At 42.4% G+C, this 20,827-nt stretch carries 18 protein-coding genes and 1 riboswitch; of the genes, 15 read left to right on the forward strand and 3 right to left on the reverse strand.

Annotated features, from left to right (window positions below; genetic code table 11):
- The first annotated feature begins 94 nt into the window (after positions 1-94).
- A riboswitch (molybdenum cofactor riboswitch) is annotated at positions 95-244 on the forward strand.
- From moaA to A4G13_RS02865, 6 genes are all read left to right on the forward strand, one after another.
- Entirely contained in the window at positions 233-1,246 is a 1,014-nt protein-coding gene (moaA, locus tag A4G13_RS02840) for a GTP 3',8-cyclase MoaA (protein ID WP_090654510.1), read from the forward strand. It overlaps the preceding riboswitch by 12 nt.
- A 75-nt stretch (positions 1,247-1,321) precedes the next feature.
- Positions 1,322-1,798 (forward strand): cyclic pyranopterin monophosphate synthase MoaC, encoded by a 477-nt coding sequence (gene moaC / locus A4G13_RS02845; RefSeq protein ID WP_011200199.1) that lies wholly within the window; start codon positions 1,322-1,324, stop codon positions 1,796-1,798.
- Entirely contained in the window at positions 1,799-2,044 is a 246-nt protein-coding gene (gene moaD, locus A4G13_RS02850) for a molybdopterin synthase sulfur carrier subunit (protein ID WP_011200200.1), read from the forward strand. It begins immediately after the preceding gene.
- A gap of 1 nt (position 2,045) precedes the next feature.
- Positions 2,046-2,498 carry a molybdopterin synthase catalytic subunit MoaE gene (moaE, locus tag A4G13_RS02855; protein ID WP_090654512.1) on the forward strand — a complete coding sequence of 151 codons (453 nt, stop codon included), beginning with the start codon at positions 2,046-2,048 and terminating at the stop codon, positions 2,496-2,498.
- 214 nt (positions 2,499-2,712) lie between these two features.
- A complete protein-coding gene (locus tag A4G13_RS02860; RefSeq protein ID WP_090654514.1) occupies positions 2,713-4,701 on the forward strand; it encodes a site-specific DNA-methyltransferase in 1,989 nt (662 codons plus the stop codon).
- A gap of 55 nt (positions 4,702-4,756) precedes the next feature.
- Positions 4,757-7,657, forward strand: coding sequence for a type III restriction-modification system endonuclease (locus tag A4G13_RS02865; RefSeq protein WP_090654516.1), 2,901 nt, complete (start codon positions 4,757-4,759; stop codon positions 7,655-7,657).
- 56 nt (positions 7,658-7,713) lie between these two features.
- Here A4G13_RS02865 and A4G13_RS02870 read toward each other — a convergent pair whose 3' ends face one another.
- From A4G13_RS02870 to fdnG, 3 genes are read right to left on the reverse strand one after another with little or no spacing between them, the layout of a single operon-like run.
- Positions 7,714-8,394 (reverse strand): formate dehydrogenase subunit gamma, encoded by a 681-nt coding sequence (locus A4G13_RS02870; protein WP_011200066.1) that lies wholly within the window; start codon positions 8,392-8,394, stop codon positions 7,714-7,716.
- A complete protein-coding gene (gene fdxH, locus A4G13_RS02875) occupies positions 8,394-9,332 on the reverse strand; it encodes a formate dehydrogenase subunit beta (RefSeq protein WP_090653548.1) in 939 nt (312 codons plus the stop codon). Before fdxH ends, A4G13_RS02870 begins: the two co-directional genes overlap by 1 nt.
- On the reverse strand, positions 9,332-12,388 hold the full coding sequence (fdnG, locus tag A4G13_RS02880; RefSeq protein WP_090653550.1) for a formate dehydrogenase-N subunit alpha: 3,057 nt from the start codon (positions 12,386-12,388) through the stop codon (positions 9,332-9,334). The genes fdxH and fdnG overlap by 1 nt, the downstream gene beginning before the upstream one ends.
- A 465-nt stretch (positions 12,389-12,853) precedes the next feature.
- Between fdnG and A4G13_RS02885 the strand changes: the two genes are divergently transcribed.
- From A4G13_RS02885 to A4G13_RS02925, 9 genes are all read left to right on the forward strand, one after another.
- Entirely contained in the window at positions 12,854-13,870 is a 1,017-nt protein-coding gene (locus tag A4G13_RS02885; protein ID WP_090653552.1) for a 4-hydroxythreonine-4-phosphate dehydrogenase PdxA, read from the forward strand.
- A 31-nt stretch (positions 13,871-13,901) separates the two neighbouring features.
- Entirely contained in the window at positions 13,902-14,906 is a 1,005-nt protein-coding gene (locus tag A4G13_RS02890) for a dihydroxyacetone kinase subunit DhaK (RefSeq protein ID WP_090653554.1), read from the forward strand.
- A gap of 1 nt (position 14,907) precedes the next feature.
- Entirely contained in the window at positions 14,908-15,534 is a 627-nt protein-coding gene (gene dhaL / locus A4G13_RS02895; RefSeq protein WP_012073316.1) for a dihydroxyacetone kinase subunit DhaL, read from the forward strand.
- A gap of 54 nt (positions 15,535-15,588) precedes the next feature.
- Positions 15,589-16,476 carry a sugar phosphate isomerase/epimerase family protein gene (locus A4G13_RS02900; protein ID WP_243739739.1) on the forward strand — a complete coding sequence of 296 codons (888 nt, stop codon included), beginning with the start codon at positions 15,589-15,591 and terminating at the stop codon, positions 16,474-16,476.
- A complete protein-coding gene (locus A4G13_RS02905; protein WP_012073312.1) occupies positions 16,476-17,432 on the forward strand; it encodes a sugar-binding transcriptional regulator in 957 nt (318 codons plus the stop codon). Before A4G13_RS02900 ends, A4G13_RS02905 begins: the two co-directional genes overlap by 1 nt.
- Positions 17,433-17,451: 19 nt before the next feature.
- The gene (gene rpiB, locus A4G13_RS02910; RefSeq protein WP_090653558.1) at positions 17,452-17,904 is read left to right on the forward strand and encodes a ribose 5-phosphate isomerase B; all 453 of its coding nucleotides are present in this window, start codon (positions 17,452-17,454) and stop codon (positions 17,902-17,904) included.
- 63 nt (positions 17,905-17,967) lie between these two features.
- Positions 17,968-18,945 carry a TRAP transporter substrate-binding protein gene (locus tag A4G13_RS02915; protein WP_090653560.1) on the forward strand — a complete coding sequence of 326 codons (978 nt, stop codon included), beginning with the start codon at positions 17,968-17,970 and terminating at the stop codon, positions 18,943-18,945.
- Positions 18,946-19,128: 183 nt separating this feature from the next.
- The gene (locus tag A4G13_RS02920) at positions 19,129-19,527 is read left to right on the forward strand and encodes a TRAP transporter small permease (RefSeq protein WP_243739753.1); all 399 of its coding nucleotides are present in this window, start codon (positions 19,129-19,131) and stop codon (positions 19,525-19,527) included.
- On the forward strand, positions 19,527-20,822 hold the full coding sequence (locus A4G13_RS02925) for a TRAP transporter large permease (protein ID WP_090653562.1): 1,296 nt from the start codon (positions 19,527-19,529) through the stop codon (positions 20,820-20,822). The genes A4G13_RS02920 and A4G13_RS02925 overlap by 1 nt, the downstream gene beginning before the upstream one ends.
- Positions 20,823-20,827: the final 5 nt, after the last annotated feature.

Here is a 20,827-nt window from a genome sequence, read left to right on the forward strand (position 1 = left end):
AACTGATTTAAAAGAAATTTTATTTTTTATAACTAAATACAAGTATATTCGCGTTTTAGACTTGTATGCGCAGATTGACTCTTTTAAAATAGTTAGAAATTTTATATACCGAGCTTGTACGCCTAAGTTTTTAAATTTATTTGAAAATAAGGCGGCAATGCCAGCAATGAATTTTATTGCTCAGGGATAATGTGGGAAACGACTTATCCTCTCATCTTCAGAAAGGTATCAAATGCAATCTATTCCTATCAAAAACGTAGGAACCAATCGATTAGTCGATACGTTCCAACGCGAATACTATTATTTGCGCCTGTCCGTAACGGATGTGTGCAATTTCAAGTGTACCTATTGTTTACCTAGTGGGTATCAGCCTCCTGTGCAAAAAGAAAGTTTTTTGAGCTTGGATGAAATACGCCGTATTGTCGGTGCTTTTGCGGCAATGGGAACGGAAAAAGTGCGTTTAACCGGCGGCGAACCGACGTTACGCAAAGATTTTTTAGCTATTGTTGAAACCATCAGCGCCCTAGAAGGCATTAAAAAAGTCGCATTAACTACAAACGGCTATCGCATGGAAAAGGATGTCGAGCGATGGAAAAAAGCCGGTGTCAGCTCCATTAATGTTAGCGTGGACAGTTTGGATCCCCGTCAATTTTACAGCATCACCGGCGAAAATAAATTTCATCAAGTAATGAAAGGCATTGAGCGGGCATTTGAAATCGGTTATGAAAAAATTAAGGTCAATTCCGTATTAATGAAAAACCTGAATGATCAGGAATTCGACCGTTTCAAAAACTGGGTTAAAGACAAACCGCTCCAAATGCGCTTTATTGAGTTAATGCAAACCGGCGAAATGGATCAGTTTTTTAATCGGTATCATTTATCCGGGCAAATTCTCGCGGAAAAACTGCTGAAGGAAGGTTGGATTTTACGGCAAAAAGATCGTGCCGACGGGCCGGCAAAAGTCTTCTCACATCCTGACTACCTAGGTGAAATCGGTTTAATTATGCCTTATGAAAAGAATTTCTGCGCAAGCTGTAACCGCCTGCGGGTTTCTGCAAAAGGAAAATTACATCTTTGCTTATTCGGTGAAGAAGGCGTGGATTTACGGGATCTGTTAGTGTCAGACGAGCAACAGGTAATTTTGCAATCCCGCTTATACGCCGCCTTGCAGGGTAAACGCGAACATCATTTATTGGCACAGGGAAACAGCGGAATTCGCACAAATTTAGCTAGTATCGGCGGCTGATTTCGTCTGTTTTTTTATAAAAAACACATTAATCAACTTGAGCGGGAAGCTCATCCATCCGGAATTTTATTAACAATGACAGAATTTACCCATATTAATAGTAATGGTGAAGCCAATATGGTGGATGTTTCCAATAAACGGGAAACCGTCCGTGAGGCGCGTGCGGAAGCCTTTGTGAGCATGTCCGCCGAAACTTTGGCGATGATTGTATCTGGCGAACATCATAAGGGCGACGTCTTTGCCACGGCCCGTATTGCCGGCATTCAGGCGGCAAAACGCACTTGGGAATTAATTCCGCTTTGCCATCCTTTATTGCTTTCAAAAGTTGAGGTAAAACTGACCGCACTTTTAGATACCAATCAGGTTCGCATTGAAAGTTTATGTAAATTAACGGGCAAAACGGGTGTTGAAATGGAAGCGCTGACAGCGGCAAGTGTTGCCGCCTTAACTATTTACGATATGTGCAAAGCGGTACAAAAAGATATGGTTATTTCTAATGTTCGCTTGCTCGAAAAAACCGGTGGTAAATCCGGTCATTTTAAGGTGGAATAAATGCTGAAAGTATTATTTTTCGCACAAACGAGAGAGTTGGTGGGCGTCGATCAAATTGATGTCGAAGCGGCATTTTCAACGGCTGAAGCATTACGTGCGCATTTAGCGGAAAAAGGCGGAAAATGGGCGTTGGCTCTAGAAGCGGGCAAATTATTGGTTGCTATTAATCAAACTTTATCATCGCTGGACAGCTCGATTCGGGACGGCGATGAAATTGCCTTTTTTCCGCCTGTTACCGGGGGATAAAATGTCGGATATTAAAATTGCAGTGCAGGAAGCGGAATTCGATCAAAACAGCGAATATCGCTGGTTGTCACAATCCGATTCAGTGGGGGCAAGTGTCATTTTTGTAGGGAAAGTGCGTGATCTCAATTTGGGCGATGAAGTATCAAGCCTTTATTTAGAACATTACCCGGCAATGACGGAAAAAGCACTGAATGAAATTGTGGCGGAAGCAAAATCCCGCTGGGATATTCAGCGGGTTGTCGTTATCCACAGAGTCGGCTTATTGCATACAGGTGATGAAATAGTACTGGTCGGCGTAAGTTCGGCTCATCGCGGCGATGCCTATCATGCCAATGAATTTATTATGGATTACCTGAAAACCAAAGCGCCGTTTTGGAAAAAAGAAAAAACGGATAAAGGCGAACGCTGGATAGAAAGTCGAGACAGCGATCAACAGGCTGCGGAAAAATGGTAATAAAAAAGTGCGGTCAAAATTTTAAGATTTTTTACCGCACTTTTAGCTACTAACATATTGAAATGAATAAAATTTGTTTTAGAATAAAAAACTATTGACAACTTAAATTAAGGATAAAAGAATAGCCATGCCATGCCATGCCATGCCATGCCATGCCTAGTCTAGGCGATAATTGCAAGCAAAATGTAATTAAATTTTCACAAATGGTGATTTTATGATCACCGAAACCCTATTCAATGCGGAAAATATCACCGCTAATTCTCCCCAGCTTGAACAGTTAAAACAACTTTTCCCCAACTGCTTTGACACAAGCGGTCGTTTTCTGTTGGAAAAATTCCAAGCGGAAATTGCACAGCATACCGACATCAGCCGCGAGTTTTACTCAATGAACTGGCTGGGCAAATCTTATGCGAAATTACTACGCAATCTTCCACCTGAAACTTTGCTTGCCGAAGATGTAGAACACAATTCAAAAGAAGAAAATGCCCATAGCCAAAACGTGTTAATCCAAGGCGATAATTTGGAAGTCTTGAAGCATTTGAAAAATGCTTATCGCAATAGCGTTAAAATGATCTATATCGATCCGCCGTATAACACCGGCTCGGACGGTTTTGTGTATCAAGACGACCGTAAATTTACCCCCAAACAATTGGCAACGCTTGCCAATATCACGCAAGAGGAAGCCGAACGCATTTTGAATTTCACCGATAAAGGCAGCAATTCCCACAGCGCGTGGCTCACCTTTATGTATCCGCGTTTGTATGTGGCACGAGAACTGTTAAAAGAAGATGGTGTAATTTTTATCAGCATTGATGATAACGAAGTGGCACAGTTGAAATTGTTGTGTGATGAAGTGTTTGGGGAGGGGAATTTTGTTGGGCTGATTTCGGTAGTAAATAATCCAAAAGGCAGAAGTGATCAAAAGAATATAGCAACAGCACACGAATATCTTTTAGTTTATCAAAACTCTAATAAGGTACTATTGAAAGGATTTAAAGCAGAAAAACATATTACAAAAAGATACAACAAAAAAGATGAGTTAGGTGTTTGGCGTGAAATTGATTTAAGAAAAACAGGTGATAACGATCGTTTTGAAGATCGACCAAATATGTATTATCCATTTTATTGGGATGAAAAAAATCAGACCTTATCATTAGAAAAAATAGATAGCAGTATAGAAATTTACCCAATGAAAGATGTTGAACAAAAAGGGAGATGGCGTTGGGGATATGAAAATTCAAAAGCAAATTTAAGCAAGTTATTTGCAAGATATATGCCGGCAAAAAAACAATGGTCTGTATTTGAAAAAGATTATTTTGATGAAGGTGATTTTATTAAATCTACAAGCGTTTGGGATTTTAAAGATGTAAATAGTGAACGAGGGACAGAGATATTTGTAAAAGATTTAGGATTTAATAAAGACATATTTCCAAAACCCAAACCGATAGGAACAATAAAAAGAATCATTGAATTAGCAACAAATTCAGACGACCTAATCCTAGACTTCTTCGCAGGCTCTGGCACAACCGCTCACGCCGTAATGCAATTAAATGCCGAAGACGGCGGCAACCGCCAATTTATTTTGGTGCAACTGCTGGAACAAACGGATCCAAAATCCGAGGCCTATAAAGCAGGCTACAAAACGATTTTTGAGATTACCAAAGCTCGTATTGAAAGAGCTGCGATATCCGTAGGGGCGGGGTTTATCCCCGCCCGAAATACTGATAATGAACGGACAGGGATAAACCCTGTCCCTACGAGCACTGAGCAAAAAATAGATCTTGGTTTCAAAATTTACCAAACTACCGACAATTTCAATGCGGTTGCAGAGGATGAATTTCATCCAAACCAAGCGCAATTACCGCATTTAACCAGTTTGACGGAAAGCCAAATTCAAACCTTGCTGACCACTTGGCGTGTGTATGACGGTGCAAAACTTACCGAAACTGTGCAAGCGGTCGATTTGGGTGGATATATTGCATATTTGTGCGATAAACGCCTGTATTTGCTCAATGAGCATTTTAACAGCCAACATCTGCTTACCTTTATTCAACAGCTGGATAACGACACGGCATTTAATCCGAATCGTGTAATTGTATTTGGCAATCATATGGAAAGTGCGATGCAGCAAGAGTTAAATCAAGCATTGGCAAGTTACAGCAACCGCAAAAACATCAGTTTGAGTTTGATTGTGCGCGCGTAGGGTGGGCATTCTTGCCCACCAAAAAATAATAACCATTGTAAACTACAGGAAAATTATGTCTGGTTTTAATTACGAAAAAAATCTACCTCATCAGGAACAAGGTATTCAAGCGGTTTTAGGCGTGTTTGACCATGCTTCCCGCCGATTTCATCAGCCCGATGAAAATCCGCAAATTATGTTTGGGCAAAATCAATACACTGCCAATCTGCAAAAAGTGCAAAATGAAAACGGCATTGACCGCGCTTTGAGTTTGGATTCAGACGGCATCAATGTGCTGGATGTTTCGATGGAAACCGGTACGGGCAAAACCTATACCTACACCAAAACGATGTTTGATTTGCACCGAATGCTGGGCGTGTTCAAATTTATTGTGGTGGTTCCCACGCTTTCGATTAAAGCGGGTACGCAACAGTTTTTGCAAAGCCAATCACTGGCAGAGCATTTTGAACAGGATTTCGGCAGCGATTATCAAGGTATCCGCCTGAAAACTTATGTGGTGGAGAGTCAAAAAGCCGCCAAAGGCAAGAAAACGCATATTCAGACGGCCATCGATGCTTTTGTGAAGGCGGAAAACCGCCAAGAAATCCACGTTTTGCTGATTAATGCGGGGATGATTAACTCGCCGTCGATGAGCAATGCGGGCGATGTTGCATTGAAAGATCTGTTTGATAACCCTGTGGAAGCCATTGCGGCGGTGCGTCCGTTTGTGATTGTTGATGAACCGCATAAGTTCCCGACTCGTGAAAGTGCCAAAACGTGGAAGAATATCAAACAGTTAAATCCGCAATATATTTTGCGCTATGGTGCGACCTTTAATGAGCAATATTACAACTTGATTTACCGCTTAACGGCGGTAGATGCCTTTAATGATGGTTTGGTTAAAGGCGTACGTGTGTTTCAGGAAGAAATGCAAGGCGGAATGGAGGCAAGCATTAAACTGCTTTCGTTAGACAGCAAAGAAGCGATGTTTGAACTGACTGAAAACGGCAAAAGCAAAAAATTCGTACTTGGCAAAGGCGATGATCTAACACAAATTCATTCGGCAATTTTTGAACTAAAAATTGATGTGATGAATAAAACCACGCTGGTGTTAAGCAATGGCTTGGAGCTGAAACGTGGTGCATTATTAAATCCCTATTCTTACGCTCAAACCGTGCAAGATGCGATGATGCAGCGTGCGATTGCAGAGCATTTTAAGCTGGAACGTGAATTGTTGGTAGAACGTACCACCAAAATCAAACCGCTGACGCTGTTTTTTATTGATGATATTAAGGGGTATCGTAAAGATAATGAAATTACTGGTAGCCTAAAAGAAAAATTTGAAAGTTGGGTGAAAGCGGAAGCAGAACGCCGTCTGAAAAACGAAACCAACGAATTTTATCGCGCCTATTTGCAAAAAACATTGGCGGATTTATCGCTGGTGCACGGCGGTTATTTTTCTAAAGATAACAGCGAAAGCGATGACAAAATCGAGCAGGAAATCAACGAGATTTTACACGATAAACAGGCGTTGCTGTCGCTGGATAATCCTCGTCGTTTTATTTTCTCCAAATGGACGCTACGAGAAGGCTGGGATAATCCGAATGTATTTCAGATTTGCAAATTGCGCTCAAGCGGCAGCCAAACATCTAAGCTGCAAGAAGTGGGGCGTGGTTTACGCTTGCCGGTGAATGAGTTGATGGAGCGTGTGCGTGAACCGCAATACAAGCTCAATTATTTTGTGGACAGCAGCGAAAAGGATTTTGTGGCGGAGCTGATTGGTGAGGTAAATCAACATTCATTTAGCGAAACCATTCCGCAGAAATTTGATGAAGCGCTTGAACAGAAAATTTTGCAAAAATATCCTGAAATTGAACCGCTTGATTTGATGTTTGAATTGGTAGAAAAAGGCATTATTGACCGCAAAAAGGTCTTTACCGAAAACGGTTATACCCGTTTGAAAGTTGCTTATCCGCAAGCCTTTGAGCAAACGCTGAAAAAAGACAAAATCAGTAAAGCAGGAGAAGGTAAAGACGCCATCAAAATGCGGGTAGGCAAATATGAAGAACTCAAAGCCTTGTGGGAATTGATTCATCATAAAGCGATTCTGCAATACAAGATTGGTTCAGAAAGTGAATTTTTATCATTATTTACTGCTTATTTGCGTGAAAATCTCACTAAATTCAAACAGGCTGGGATTCGCACGGCGATAAATGAAACGTATATCAATAATGGCATTATGCTGAACCGCCGTAAAGAGAATCTTGAAAATGATGATTTTATCCGTTTTAACACAATGAGTTATCGTGAATTCCTCAGCGAGCTTGCCGTGAGTGCCAAAATTCAGATGAATACATTGCACCAAGCGTTTTATGCTTTGCGGGATGAGCTGAATATCAGCGAGTTTATGAATCAACAGACGATTAACCAAATTTGTGGTGGATTTAATCAATTCTTGTTGAATCATTCATTCAGTAAATTTGAATTGGGCTATCAGTTGGTCAATAACCGCATTCATCCGACTAAATTTACCGATGAAAAAGGTTGTGCCAAAGAGGTTAATAGGGCGGATTTGGGCATATTTGGCGATACGGAGAAAAGACCGTCTGAAAATTATCTATTTGATGAAATTTTCTTTGATTCGGAAATTGAGCATCAGAACATTGCGGATAATGAGATTGAGAATGTAACGGTATTTACCAAAATCCCGAAAAATTCCATCAAAATTCCTGTTGCCGGTGGCGGCTCTTATTCGCCTGATTTTGCCTATATTGTGAAAACCAAATCAGGCGAAACGCTGAATTTTGTGATTGAAGCCAAAGGCGTAGAAAGCTCGGATATTTTGCGTAAAAGTGAAGAGCGGAAAATCAAACATGCGGAAAAGCTATTCACGAAAATTGCCGAAAAGGTACAAGTGAAGTTTTTAACGCAGTTTGAAGGGGATATGGTGGCGGAGTTAATTAGGCGGAATATATAAAAAGTGCGGTAAAAATTTTAAGATTTTTTACCGCACTTTTGTCTGTAAGTTGATAGTTATTTAGAGGCTTTATCTTTCTCTAACATATAACGCTCGATTTCCGGTTTGATTTCATGATTGAACCATTTCGGGTGGTGTTTTTTCGCCCAGCGTACGGTAACCCAGCCTTCAACCATGGCGCGGATGGAGCCTTTCACCCAAAACGCCATGTAGATGTGCACCAGAATGCCGGTGAACAGCGCGAAGGCGCTGGCGGAGTGCAATAAAATCGCAATGCGCAGCGTTGTTACCGAAAAGTAGCCGGAGAAGTAGCGCCGCCACATGATAATGCCGGTTACCAACAATGTGATCATGGCAAGATTCAACGTCCAGAACAGCATTTTCTGACCGAGGTTGTATTTGCCGTTGTATGCCACACCATGTTCGTTACCTTTCAATACTTCCACGATGCCTTTCAACCAGCGGATGTCGTTCCGTTCCGGAATATTATGGCTTGCATAAATAAAGGCAAGAATAATAAACGCGATGAACATGATGATACCCGTAATCGGGTGAATGGCGCGCGCCAGTTGCGGCGTCCCCAAAATTTCATGTAACCAGGCGAAATCCGGGAAGAAAAACGCCACTCCGGTGAACATGGTCATAAAGAAGGCAATCACTAAAAACCAATGACTCACACGAGCGGGGTATTTATGGCGAACGATTTTGGTATCGTTCGTAAATTCGACTTTACTCATTATTTGCCACCTTTGTTATGATGTGATTGTTCTTCTTCCGCATCTTCCCGTTCGAAGTGGGCGCTGTGATCTTCCACATCTTCTTCATTGTTCGGGCCGACCCCTACATAATGGGCGATTTCGGCTAATGCCAGGCCGCCCATCGCGACTGCCGCCACCGGTTTTAAGATGTCTTTCCAAAGTTTGACGGTAACGTCGATTTCCGGATCTTTCGGTAAGCCGGCATAGAGCTCCGGTCTGTCCGCGTGGTGCAGCACGTACATCACATGAGTACCGCCTACGCCTTCGGGATTATAGATGCCGGCATTGTCATAGCCGCGGGATTTCAAATCCGCCACTCGGGTTTCCGCATAGTGCAGCATTTCCTCTTTGGAGCCGAAATGAATGGCGCCGGTCGGGCAGGTTTTCACGCAGGCGGGTTCTTGACCCACATTGACGCGATCCACACAGAGGGTACATTTGTATACGCGGTTGTCTTCATTGCTCATTTTCGGCACATTAAACGGACAGCCGGCGATACAATAACCGCAACCGATACATTTTTCCGATTGGAAATCCACAATCCCGTTGGCGTATTGGATAATGGCACCCGGTGCCGGACAGGCTTTTAAGCAGCCCGGTTCGGCGCAGTGCATACAGCCGTCTTTGCGGATCAGCCATTCCAGCCGGTCGTTTTCCTCCACTTCGCTGAACTTCATTACCGTCCATTGTTGGGCGTTCATGTCGCGGGGATTATCGTAAACCCCAACGCATTGTTCCTGCGGAGCGCGGATATCGTTCCATTCGGAACAAGCGACCTGACAGGCTTTACAACCGATACAGATGGTGACATCGATAAGTTTAGCGACTTCCACCACGTCTTTGCGGACTTGCGGCGGCGGCGTGACGCCGGAAGTGGCGGAGCGCTTGATAATGTTTTGTTCTTGTACTGCGGACATTACAGGGCCTCCGTGGTTTTTTCGATGTTAACAAGGAATGCCTTGTATTCAGGGGTAAGTGAGTTAACTTCGCCTACCGGTGGTGTCAGTGTATTTGTCACAAAGGTTTTCTTGCCTACGCCGGAAAAACCCCAGTGAATAGGGAAGCCGATGGTATGCACGATTTGCCCGTTTACCGTTAACGGCTTAATCCGTTTGGTGACTACCGCTTTCATCTTGATGTAACCGCGTTTAGAATGCACTTTCACCACATCACCCTGTTTAATGCCTTTCTCTTGCGCCAGTTCTTCGCTGATTTCGGCAAATGCCTCGGGTTGGGTAATCATGCTTAGTTGCACTTGTGCCGTCCAGGCATGGAAATGTTCCGTCAAACTATAAGTAGTACCTACATAAGGGAATTCGTTTGATGTACCGAAATTAGGTTTATCATTTTCCATTACACGCGCCACCGGGCTGGAAATCACATTCGGGTGCAACGGATTGGTGCCGATTGGTGTTTCTATCGGCTCATAGTGTTCCGGGAACGGGCCGTCGGCCAGGCGATTTAAACAGAATAAACCGCCTAATCCGTCATTTTGCATAATAAACGGCATTATCTCGGAATTTGGCGGTGCCGTGCCGAAGTCGGCTATATCAATATAATTCCAGTTTTTGCCGTTCCATTTCACCAATTGGCGTTTCGGATCCCATGGTTTACCGGCTAAATCCGCAGAGGCGCGGTTATAAACAATGCGGCGATTCGCCGGCCATGCAAACGCCCAACCCAAGGTATTACCTAAGCCGGACGGATCGCTGTTATCGCGGTTATCCATTTGGTTGCCTTTTTCCGTCCATTGCCCCGCATAAATCCAGGCGGAACAAGCGGTTGTGCCGTCATCACGTAATTGTCCGAAGTTAGACAATAATTCGCCTTTTTTCGCAATTAAATTACCTGCGGTGTCATATAAATCGGCTAACGCATAACCGTTGTTTTGTTTGGCTAATTCCTCTGCTTTCGGCTCCAGCGGATTAACATAATCCCATGCGGTTGCTTTGAGCGGCTCTAAACCGCGTCCGCCTTCTTTTTCATACATTTCAAGTATGGCTTCGCGGATTTCCGCCAAAATATCTACGTCCGGTTTCGCTTCCGCCGGCGGTTCGGCTGCTTTATAGTGCCATTGCAACCAACGGCCGGAGTTGGCGATAGAACCGTCTTCTTCCGCGAAACAGACCGTCGGCAAGCGGAATACTTCGGTTTGAATCTCGGCAGGGTTTACATCATTGTATTCGCCGTGATTTTGCCAGAAGTTACTGGTAGTGGTTTCGGTAGGGTCGAATACTACACAGTATTTCAGCTTGCTTAACGCACTGACCACTTTGTTTTTATTCGGCAACGAAGAAACCGGATTGAAGCCCTGGCACAGAAAACCGTTAATTTGCCCTTCGTTCATCATTTCGATCATTTTTAATTGATCATAAACCTGATCATATTTAGGCAAATAGTGGAAACCCCATTCGTTTTCGGCGGTCGCGTTATCGCCATAGAAAGATTTCAGCAAGCTCACCACGAATTTAGGCGTGTTTTGCAGGAAGTTAGTTTGACCTTGTACTAAGGTTTTTGGCGTAACACGTTCCAAATATTTTTCAAGACTAACATCTTTTTCATTTGGTAGCTGCAAATAACCGGGTAAACCCACCGGGGTTAAGCCCATGTCACTGGCACCCTGCACGTTTGAGTGTCCGCGCAAGGCATTTACGCCGCCGCCCGCCATACCGATGTTACCTAAAAGTAACTGGATCATCGCCATAGCACGGATATTTTGCGCACCTACGGTATGTTGTGTCCAACCTAGGGCATATAGGAAGGTGGCAGTTTTATTAGGTGAGGCGGTTTCGGCGAGGGTTTCGCAGAATTGATTAAACGCCGCCTGTTTTACGCCGGTGATATTTTCAACGGTTTCCGCCGTATAGCGTTCGACGTGTTTTTTTAACAAATTCAGCACGCAATGCGAATGTTGCATAGTTAAATCACGCAACGGCTGGCCGCTTTCATCCGTTGCATATGCCCAGGAAGTGCGGTCGTATTGTGCGGTATTTTCATCAAATCCGGAAAATAATCCGTCGTTAAACTCGAAATCATCAGCTACGATCAACGCCGCGTTGGTGTAATGTTTTACATATTCGTGTTGAATAGCGTCATGTTCGAGTAAATAACGGATAACCCCCAGCAGGAAGGCAATATCCGAGCCGGCACGAATTTGGGCAAAGAAGTCCGAAACCGCGGCGGTACGATTAAAGCGCGGATCGACAACCATCAGTTTCGCTCCGTTTTTCTTGGCCTCAATTACCCATTTAAAGCCGACCGGATGCGCTTCCGCAGTGTTGGCGCCCATCACGATTACCAGATTGGCGTTTTTTATATCGACCCAATGATTAGTCATCGCACCGCGACCAAACGTCGCCGCCAGCGCAGGAACGGTAGGGCCGTGACAAGTCGCCGCCTGGTTATTAATTGTGACCATACCGAGCGAACGAGCCCAACGGTGGGTTAGAATACCGGTTTCGTTACTGGTGGCGGAAGAGCAGAACATCGTCGTGGTTAGCCAACGGTTAACCGTTGTATCCTGTGCATTTTTTTCTTCAAAATGCGCATCACGATCTTCTTTCATTAATTTGGCAATGCGATGAATCGCATCCTCCCAGGATAAACGCACCCATTTGTCGGAACCCGGTGCGCGATATTCGGGATATTTGAGACGGTTCGGACTATTCACGAAATCGAGAACCCCCGCACCTTTAGGACAGAGTGAACCGCGGCTGACCGGATGGTCCGGATCACCCTCCACATGAAATAATTTACCTCGTGCATTTTTTGCACCATCACCAAGGCTGTACATCAACATACCACAGCCTACAGCACAATATGTGCAGTTGTTACGGGCTACTTTTGCATGAATAAGTTTATATTCACGCGGAGCTGCTAACGCTTGGGTCGGCATAAAGCCGAGCATTGCAGCAGACGAACTCGCCATACCACCTGCACAGATCTTAAAGAACTTACGTCTAGAGACCTGCATAATCACTCCTAATAAATGTGTAGCAAACACACACATGTATCCAAATTGTAAACTTTATGTTAATCGCCATAAAGTAATGCTATTATTCGTCTTTAAAGAGAAGAAAACATCCCTAATTTACGTTAAATAAAAATTATCTTGTATTTTATTGATCTAGATTAAAAAATTTATTGCTATTTAGGAATACCTCTCATTTAGAGGTTATAAAAATGTAGTGCTCTAAGAATTATATCTAATGAGCTTTAGTTTAAGTGCAGATGTATTAGTTCGTAAATTTGTGATTATTATCACGTTTCCAATATTCATTTTTATCCCTTTTTCAATATTGAGATTTAGGTCACATTTTTTCTCTATAACTTTGATTTAGAATGTAACAAAAGAACGATACTTGTTCTTTTGTTCATGGCTTTTTAGTATTTTTATCTTTAGAAAGTGAAAAAAATTGAAATTTGGTGAGGTATTTTTATGCAAAAACCTACAGTTGCAATGGTTCTGGGGGATCCTGCCGGCGTCGGTCCCGAGCTGGTGGCTAAATTATTGGCACAAACTGAACAGAGAACAAAAGCGAATGTGTTGCTGATAGCGGATAGAGAAGAGTTACGCAAAGGGTTGAAAATTGCTCAGGCTACATTTGAATATGATGAAATATCACCGGAAAATTTACCGGATTATGCTTTCAAAAGCGGTGTTCCGGCATTAATTCATCACAAATGTTCACATCCTGTTCCATTTGAATATGGCAAGGCGACCGAGCAAAGCGGGGTGTATATTTTAGAGACATTAAAGAAAGCCGTTGACTTTGCTCAAGCAGGATATGTGCAATCTATTTGTTTTGCGCCGTTGAATAAACAGGCTATGCATAAAGGAGGATTGAAGTATCGTGATGAGTTACATTGGTTCGCAGACCAAACAAATTTTCACGAATTTGTGTGTGAACTGAATGTGGTAGACGGTATTTGGGCAGGCCGCGTTACTTCACATATTCCGTTTAAGGATATTGTGCCGAATTTATCGATAAAAAACGTCGTCGATTGTATTTGTTTATTACATAAATCCTTAACGCAAGCCGGCGTGAAACATCCGAAAATTGCAGTGCAGGCGTTGAATCCGCACGGAGGTGAAGGCGGTGTATTCGGTGACGAAGAAATTAAAATTATTACACCGGCTATCGAACTGGCGCGGAAGGAGTATGGATTTGAGCTCTACGGTCCGTTCCCGAGTGATACGACAATGCGTGAGGTTAATCGGTTAAAAATTGACGGTGTGGTTTCTATGTATCACGACCAGTTCTCCACCGCTTTAAAATTATTAGGATTTGAGCGCGGCGTCACGGTACAGGGCGGTATTCCGATTCCGATTACTACGGCAAATCACGGCACGGCATACGATTTATATGGCCAAAATGTTGCCATTCCAACCGCGTTTGAGGAAGCCTTTAATATTGCCGTACGTATGGGTAACGGGGTTCTTGAATCCAAATAAAATTTTAGAATTAAACATCAGGAGACGAGTTATGAGCAGAAAACCGAAAAAATTACTGAATAATCCGAATGATGTTCCGGCAGAACAGCTGGAAGGATTGATTTATGCCTGTGGCGATAAACTTATCAAAGTTGAAGGCTACAGCGGAGTGTACCGTAATGATATTAAAGCGGATCAGGTTGTCGTGGTGACGGGGGGCGGCAGCGGTCACGAACCGATGTTTGCCGGCTATGTCGGCAAAGGGCTGGCCGATGCGGCGGCGCTGGGGGAAATATTTGCTTCGCCGTCTCCGGACATTATTATTGAAACGACGAAAGCGGCGCAAAAAGGTCAGGGCGTACTATTCGTTTACGGTAATTATGCTGGCGATAATATGAATTTTGATATTGCCGCCGAGTTATTGGAAGAAGAAGGTATTCAGGTTAAAACCGTACGGGTTACCGATGATATTTCGGCCGCCCCCTTATCTAGAATGAGTGACCGACGTGGTGTGGCCGGTGATATGTATGTGCTTAAAATTGCCGGTGCGGCGGTAGAAGCCGGTTACGATCTTGATAAAGTACATGAAGTGACCGCTAAAGCAAATTTCAATACGCGCACAATGGGGGTGGCGTTGGGGGCTTGTTCTATTCCGCAAACGGGTAAATTTAATTTCGAATTAGCGGATGATGAGCTGGAACTTGGAATGGGTATTCATGGTGAACCCGGTGTCAGACGTCAGAAAATGGCAAGTGCGGATGAAATTAACGGAGAAATGATCGAACGTTTATGTGCCGATATTGAACTAAAAGCCGGTGATAAAGTTTGCGTTACCATTAATAACTTAGGGGCTTCGACTTATACGGAACTGCTGATTGCCAACCGGAAAGTTCATCAGGTGTTAAGCGAATGTAGTATTCAGATTCACGATACGTTAATCGGCGGTTATTGCACCTCACAGGAAATGGCGGGTTATTCCATTACCATTTTCCGTTTAGATGACGAATTACAAAAACTTTACGATATGCCTTGTGATAGTTTTGCCTGGAGAAAATGATATGAACGTAGCAGAAACAAGAGAATTATTACTCTACACCGCAGAAAAAATGGTGGATAGCGAACCGACTTTAACCGAACTGGATTTAAAAATCGGTGACGGAGACCACGGATTGGGTATGCAACGGGGCTTTGCGGCCGTCCGGGATTTGCTTAAAACCGATGCTTTCCAACCTAAAGACATCGGTGAGTTGTTTTTAACCGCCGGTACCAAAATGATGTCCAGTATGGGCGGTGCTTCCGGTGCGATTTTCGGTACCTTATTCAGAGCGGGCGGTAAAGCTATCGCCGGTCAAAATACTTTCAATGCGACTGTATTATCTCAGTTTTTAACTGCCGGTTCCGCCGGGGTATTTGCCCGCGGCGGTGCGAAACCGGGCGATAAAACGATGATGGATGCTTTGGTCGCGGCGGAAAAACAAGCCGAGCAAGAAAAAAATGCGGATTTGAAAGATGCGTTGGCCCGCGTTGCCAAAGCGGCGGAAGACGGAGCAGAAAGTACCCGTGATCAGGTTGCCGTATTCGGGCGGGCTAAAAGTCTGGGAGAACGTTCTTTGGGTTATGTTGATCCGGGCGCCGTTTCAATGTCGTTAATTTTGAAATATATGTCCGAATTTGTGAATAAATAATCGTCTCAGAAGATAGGGCGTAAATTTTTACGCCTTTCAACGGAGGAAAGTGTTATGACACAACAAAAGGCTACAAGAATGGATAAGGGTTTTAGATTAGCGGTAAATACATCGATTTTTGACGGCTATGATTTAGAAACAGCGTTAGCTTCAATAAAAAAATGTGGTTTTAATTTTTTTGAATTGGCATACAACCAAGGTTATGTAGGTAATTTAAATCAGGATTTATTTGGTGTTGAAAATGGAAATAATATTAATAAATTAAAAGAAAAATACCAATTATCCGTTTTAGCGCTTGGTTGTACCATGGATTTATCCTCGGATAATTTTCTGGAAATTTTTTCGCCAAGACTGCGTTTTGCTCAATTAATCGGAGCTAAATACATTAATGTATGTACCGCTAAGCGCGAGAATAAAGACAAAATGATATGCAATCTAAAATCATTAAGACCAATATTAGAAGAAACGGGGTGTATTCTCTGCTTAGAGAATGGTGGTGATTATAATTTTAATGCCTTTATTACGCTTGAAGAAGGTATTGAGTTATTGAATGAATTAGGAGATGACGTTTATTCCATTAATTTTGATCCGGGTAATATGGTGACCTACGATAAAAATCTGGATGTCGTCGCACAGTCAATAAAATCATTGGATTATGTACGTTATTTTCATATTAAGGATGTTTGTATTACAGGTGAAAAATTCAGATTTATTCCGGTGGAAGGCAGAGGACTGATTAATTATCAGGAAATTATTTATGGGTTAAAACAGCGGGGTATTCCTTGTAGCTTTGAAATCCCACTCAGAATATACCGTGAGCTGGATTCTACGCCGCGTAGATTTGAAAAAGCGGCGGAACTTGCCGTAATTGAAAACACATTAATTAAATCGCGAGAGTATGTTGAAACTATACCTGGAAATATCAATTTTGAGAGGGAGTAATGGTTGAATATAAAGAAGGGAGTCTACTGACGGAAATTGCCATTGCCTATTATGAGCACGAGCTTACTCAAGAAGAAATAGCCAATAAATTTAATATTTCACGTATTAAAGTCGGGCGTTTATTAAAAAAGGCAAGGCAAGAAGGCATTGTTGAGATCAACGTAAAATATCATCCTGTTTTTACCTCTCAACTGGAAGACAGATTGATTGAGCAATTCGGTATTCAACGGGCATTGATTGCAATTGATGAACAAAATGAGAGCGAACAACGTGAACAGGTCGCCACATTAGTGAGCTCTTATTTATCCAATACATTAAAAGACGGTATGACAGTTGCTGTCGGACAAGGGCGAAATGTTGCCGCTGTGGGCGAACATATCGGAATCTTCCCAGAAAAAAACTGTAAATTTATTTGCGGAATAGGCGGGGTTCAACGGTTAGGCGATCCTGTTGATGCCGATCATATTTGTCGTAATTTAGCCCGTAAATTTAACGGGGCGAACGAAACTTTATACGCTCCGGCGTATTTGGAAGATAAAGCGTTTCGCGATGTATTTATGAAAAACGGGGTAATTAAAGAGACCCTGGATCGGGCCCGTAAGGCGGATATCGCGCTGGTCGGTATCGGCGATATGAGTGAAGAAAGCTATATGGTTCAGTTAGGTTGGTTTACACCGAAAGAAATTACCGAGGCAAGAATGAACCTGGGGGTCATTGGTGATATTGCGGGATACGGTTTTTTCAATTTGCAGGGAGAACCTGTCGATACGGTAATGAATAACCGGGTGATCGGATTAAGCTTAGAAGATCTTAGAGCCATTCCCTGCGTTATCGGCATTGCTTCCGAAAGTAGTAAGGCAATGGCAATATTGGGTGCGCTAAGAACGGGGATTATTGACATTATTGCCACCAGTGCAAGCAATATAAATTCAATTTTAAATTTAATAAAGGGTTAATAGCATAGGAGAAATAATTATGAAAATTGCTATCGGATGTGATGATGCCGCATATAACTTAAAGATTGAGTTAATCAAATATCTGGAAACATTAGGTATTGAATGCGATGACTTTGGCGCCGGTGCGGGCGATTTGACATTGTATCCGGATGTCGCCGAGAAAGTAGCTTTGGCGGTTTCCGAAGGCAAATATGATCGTGGAATTCTTACCTGCGGAACCGGTATCGGCATGTGCATTACGGCAAATAAAGTTCCGGGGGTAAGAGCGGCGGTTTGTCATGACGTTTTTTCTGCCGAACGTTCAAGAAAAAGTAATGATGCGCAAATTATCTGTTTCGGTGAGCGTGTGATTGGCGTGGAATTAGCAAAATCACTACTTAAAGTGTGGTTGGAATGTGATTTTGCAGGCGGTGGCTCAACACCAAAATTAGCAAAAATTAAAGAAATTGATGCTAAATATAATAAACGTTAGTAGTGAATAAACTAAAAGTATTATTCCTATTTATCCACAATGAAAATGAGTGAAGGTGTAATTATGAAAAAATTAACTGTTATTTCAGCAACCGTATTACTTGCTATGTTCTCTGCGTCTACCTTTGCCGCGGGAGAACATACGTTGGCGCTTAGTCACTATGGTTCGCCGAGCGATACCGTGACAAAAGCAACTGCGTTGATGGCTAAAAGAGCCAATGAACTGTCTAATGGACGTATCACGATTAAATTACATCCCAATAGTGAATTGGGCGCTTCCGATACTCAAATCGACGGTACCAGAATAGGGACGATTGATATTGTTGTAGTAGGAAACCCGTATTACACCACCTTTAATGAAGAACTCAATTTATTGGATTTACCATTCCTATTTAAAGACGAAGCTCATGTTGAAAAAGTATTAAATGGGGAAGTCGGGGAACATCTGTTGAAATCATTGGAAAGTGCAAACTTGAAAGGGTTGGCATTCTATGAGATTGGATTTAGAGATATCACTAACAGCAAAAAACAAATTAAAACCGTTGCGAATTTATCCGGTCTGAAGTTAAGAACCACTCCTAATCCCGCACATATCGCGGCTTTTAAAGAATGGGGTGCAAATCCGACGCCAATGCCGTTTAACGAAGTTTATTTTTCTCTGAAAACCGGCGTTATTGATGGACAGGAAAATCCGGTTCATCATATTTACAACAATAACTTACAGGAAGTTCAGAAATATCTGTCTTTAACTCATCATGCTTATACCGCGGCACCAATGTCAATGAATTTGGATCGCTTTAATTCTTTAGATAAAGAAGATCAGGATATTTTGTTGCAAGCGGCAAAAGAGGGCGCCGAGTTAGAGAAACAACTGAATGTGGAAGAAAATAAGGTTTATTTGGAGAAACTAAAACAGCAAGGTATGGACGTTGAGGAAGATCCGGATACAGCCTCTTTCCAAGCCGGTGCTAAAAAAGCCTGGGATGATTATGCCAAGAAATTTGGTGATCAAATGATTAATAAAGTGACTGCCACTAAATAAGCAAATATAAAAAAGTTGGGATTATGTCCGTATCAAGTGTTATGTACGCATAATCCCAACACATATGGAAATACACTTATTTAGTCTGATTAGGAGGCTGATATCATGCTGGAACAATATGAGAAATTTATCAATAAAACCTTTTTATCATTAGGATGTCTTTTTTTTCTTGTGTTAGTTGCGATGACGTTTGTACAGGTTATTACGAGATATGTGATTAACATTTCGTTTCCTTGGGCGGAAGAGTTTTTGAGATTTTGCTATACCTGTATGATTTTATTCGGAATTTTGACGACAACCCAGATTCAGGTTCCTATGGTTAGAATCATGATTTTTGAGCGATTTAAATACGGCTGGTTATTATCCTCCGCTCTATACATTGTGATGTTAATTTGTTTATTTTTATTAGTTAAAGGCGGTTTAAAAGTTTATTCCATGAATTTGAATAGCTATTATTCGGCGTTTAAGATCTCAAAGTCTTGGGTATATATACCGTTTCTTATTTGTTTATCATTAGAGATGGTGCGAATTGTCATTGCGTTCGTTTCTTTAGCTAAAACTAGAAAAGTGAGGGAATTATAATGTCATTCATCGTATTGCTTGGAGTAATGTTTATCCTTACGGTGCTCGGTTTACCATTGTTTTATAGTATTATCTTCGCATCTATTGTGACATTATTCACTTTCTTACCTAATATCCCCGTGACGATCGTAGCACAGCAAGTAATGCAAGGACTTGATACTAACGCTTTGCAGGCGCTCGCATTTTTCTTTTTAGCTGGAGAATTGATGAGTGTCGGCGGGATCACCTCACGTATTATCCGTTTCGTCACCTCATTAATCGGTCGCTGGAAAGGTTCGCTGGCCTATATCAATATCTTTTCCAGTTTATTTTTTGGTTCTATCAGCGGATCCGCAGTTGCCTCTACGGCGGCTATTGGCAGTTCTTTGATTCCCGCAATGAAGAAGACCGGTTATCCGGCGGATTTCTCTGCCGCACTGACACAATCCGCTTCCATTATCGGACCGATTATTCCGCCAAGCGTACCTATGATTGTTTTCGCGGCTTTAGCCGGTGCGGGCGTATCCGTAGGAAAAATGTTCATGTCCGGCATTATTCCGGGTATCATGATTGCGCTTGTACTGATCCTGGTTACTTTTATATTAAGTAAAATTTATAAATACGGTAATCAGGCAACCGCATTCAGCTGGAAAGAAGTGAAAGATAGCGGAAAAGATGCCGTATGGGCAATATTTTGTCCGGTTATTATTTTATACGGTATTATTTCGGGCGTTTTCACTGCAACGGAAGCGGGGGCGGTTTCTGTTGTTTATGCCTATCTGGTCGGTACATTCGTATATAAAGAATTAAGTATTGAACTATTGAAAAAAGCGTTGATTTCTTCACTCAAAGGAACCATTACGGTTATGCTGATTGTCGGAGCATCTTCAATCTTTGCTTGGTTAATTGCTCGTTTACAAATCAGCCATCAGGTAGCCCATTGGGTGTCTTCCGTTTGCGATAGCCCTCTTCAGGCTCTGATATTGATTAATGCCATTGTGTTGTTCATCGGAATGATTATGGATCCGACGGCGGCATTGACAATTTTAGTACCGGTATTTATGCCGATCGTTAATCAGTTTGGTATCGCACCGATTCACTTCGGTTTGGTAATCATCCTGAATCTGATGATAGGCTTGGTTACACCGCCGGTGGGCTATTTGATTTTCCTCTCGGCCAACATTGCGGAATGTGAACCGATGAAAGTGCTTAAATCAAGTTTACCGTACCTATTCTCTTTATTCGCATTATTATTACTGCTAATTCTCGTACCTGAGTTTAGTACGTATTTACCGAATTTATTGTTTCCACAATAAGGAGA

Origin of the sequence: Basfia succiniciproducens, from assembly GCF_011455875.1 — a bacterium.
Classification (GTDB): Bacteria; Pseudomonadota; Gammaproteobacteria; order Enterobacterales; family Pasteurellaceae; genus Basfia; species Basfia succiniciproducens.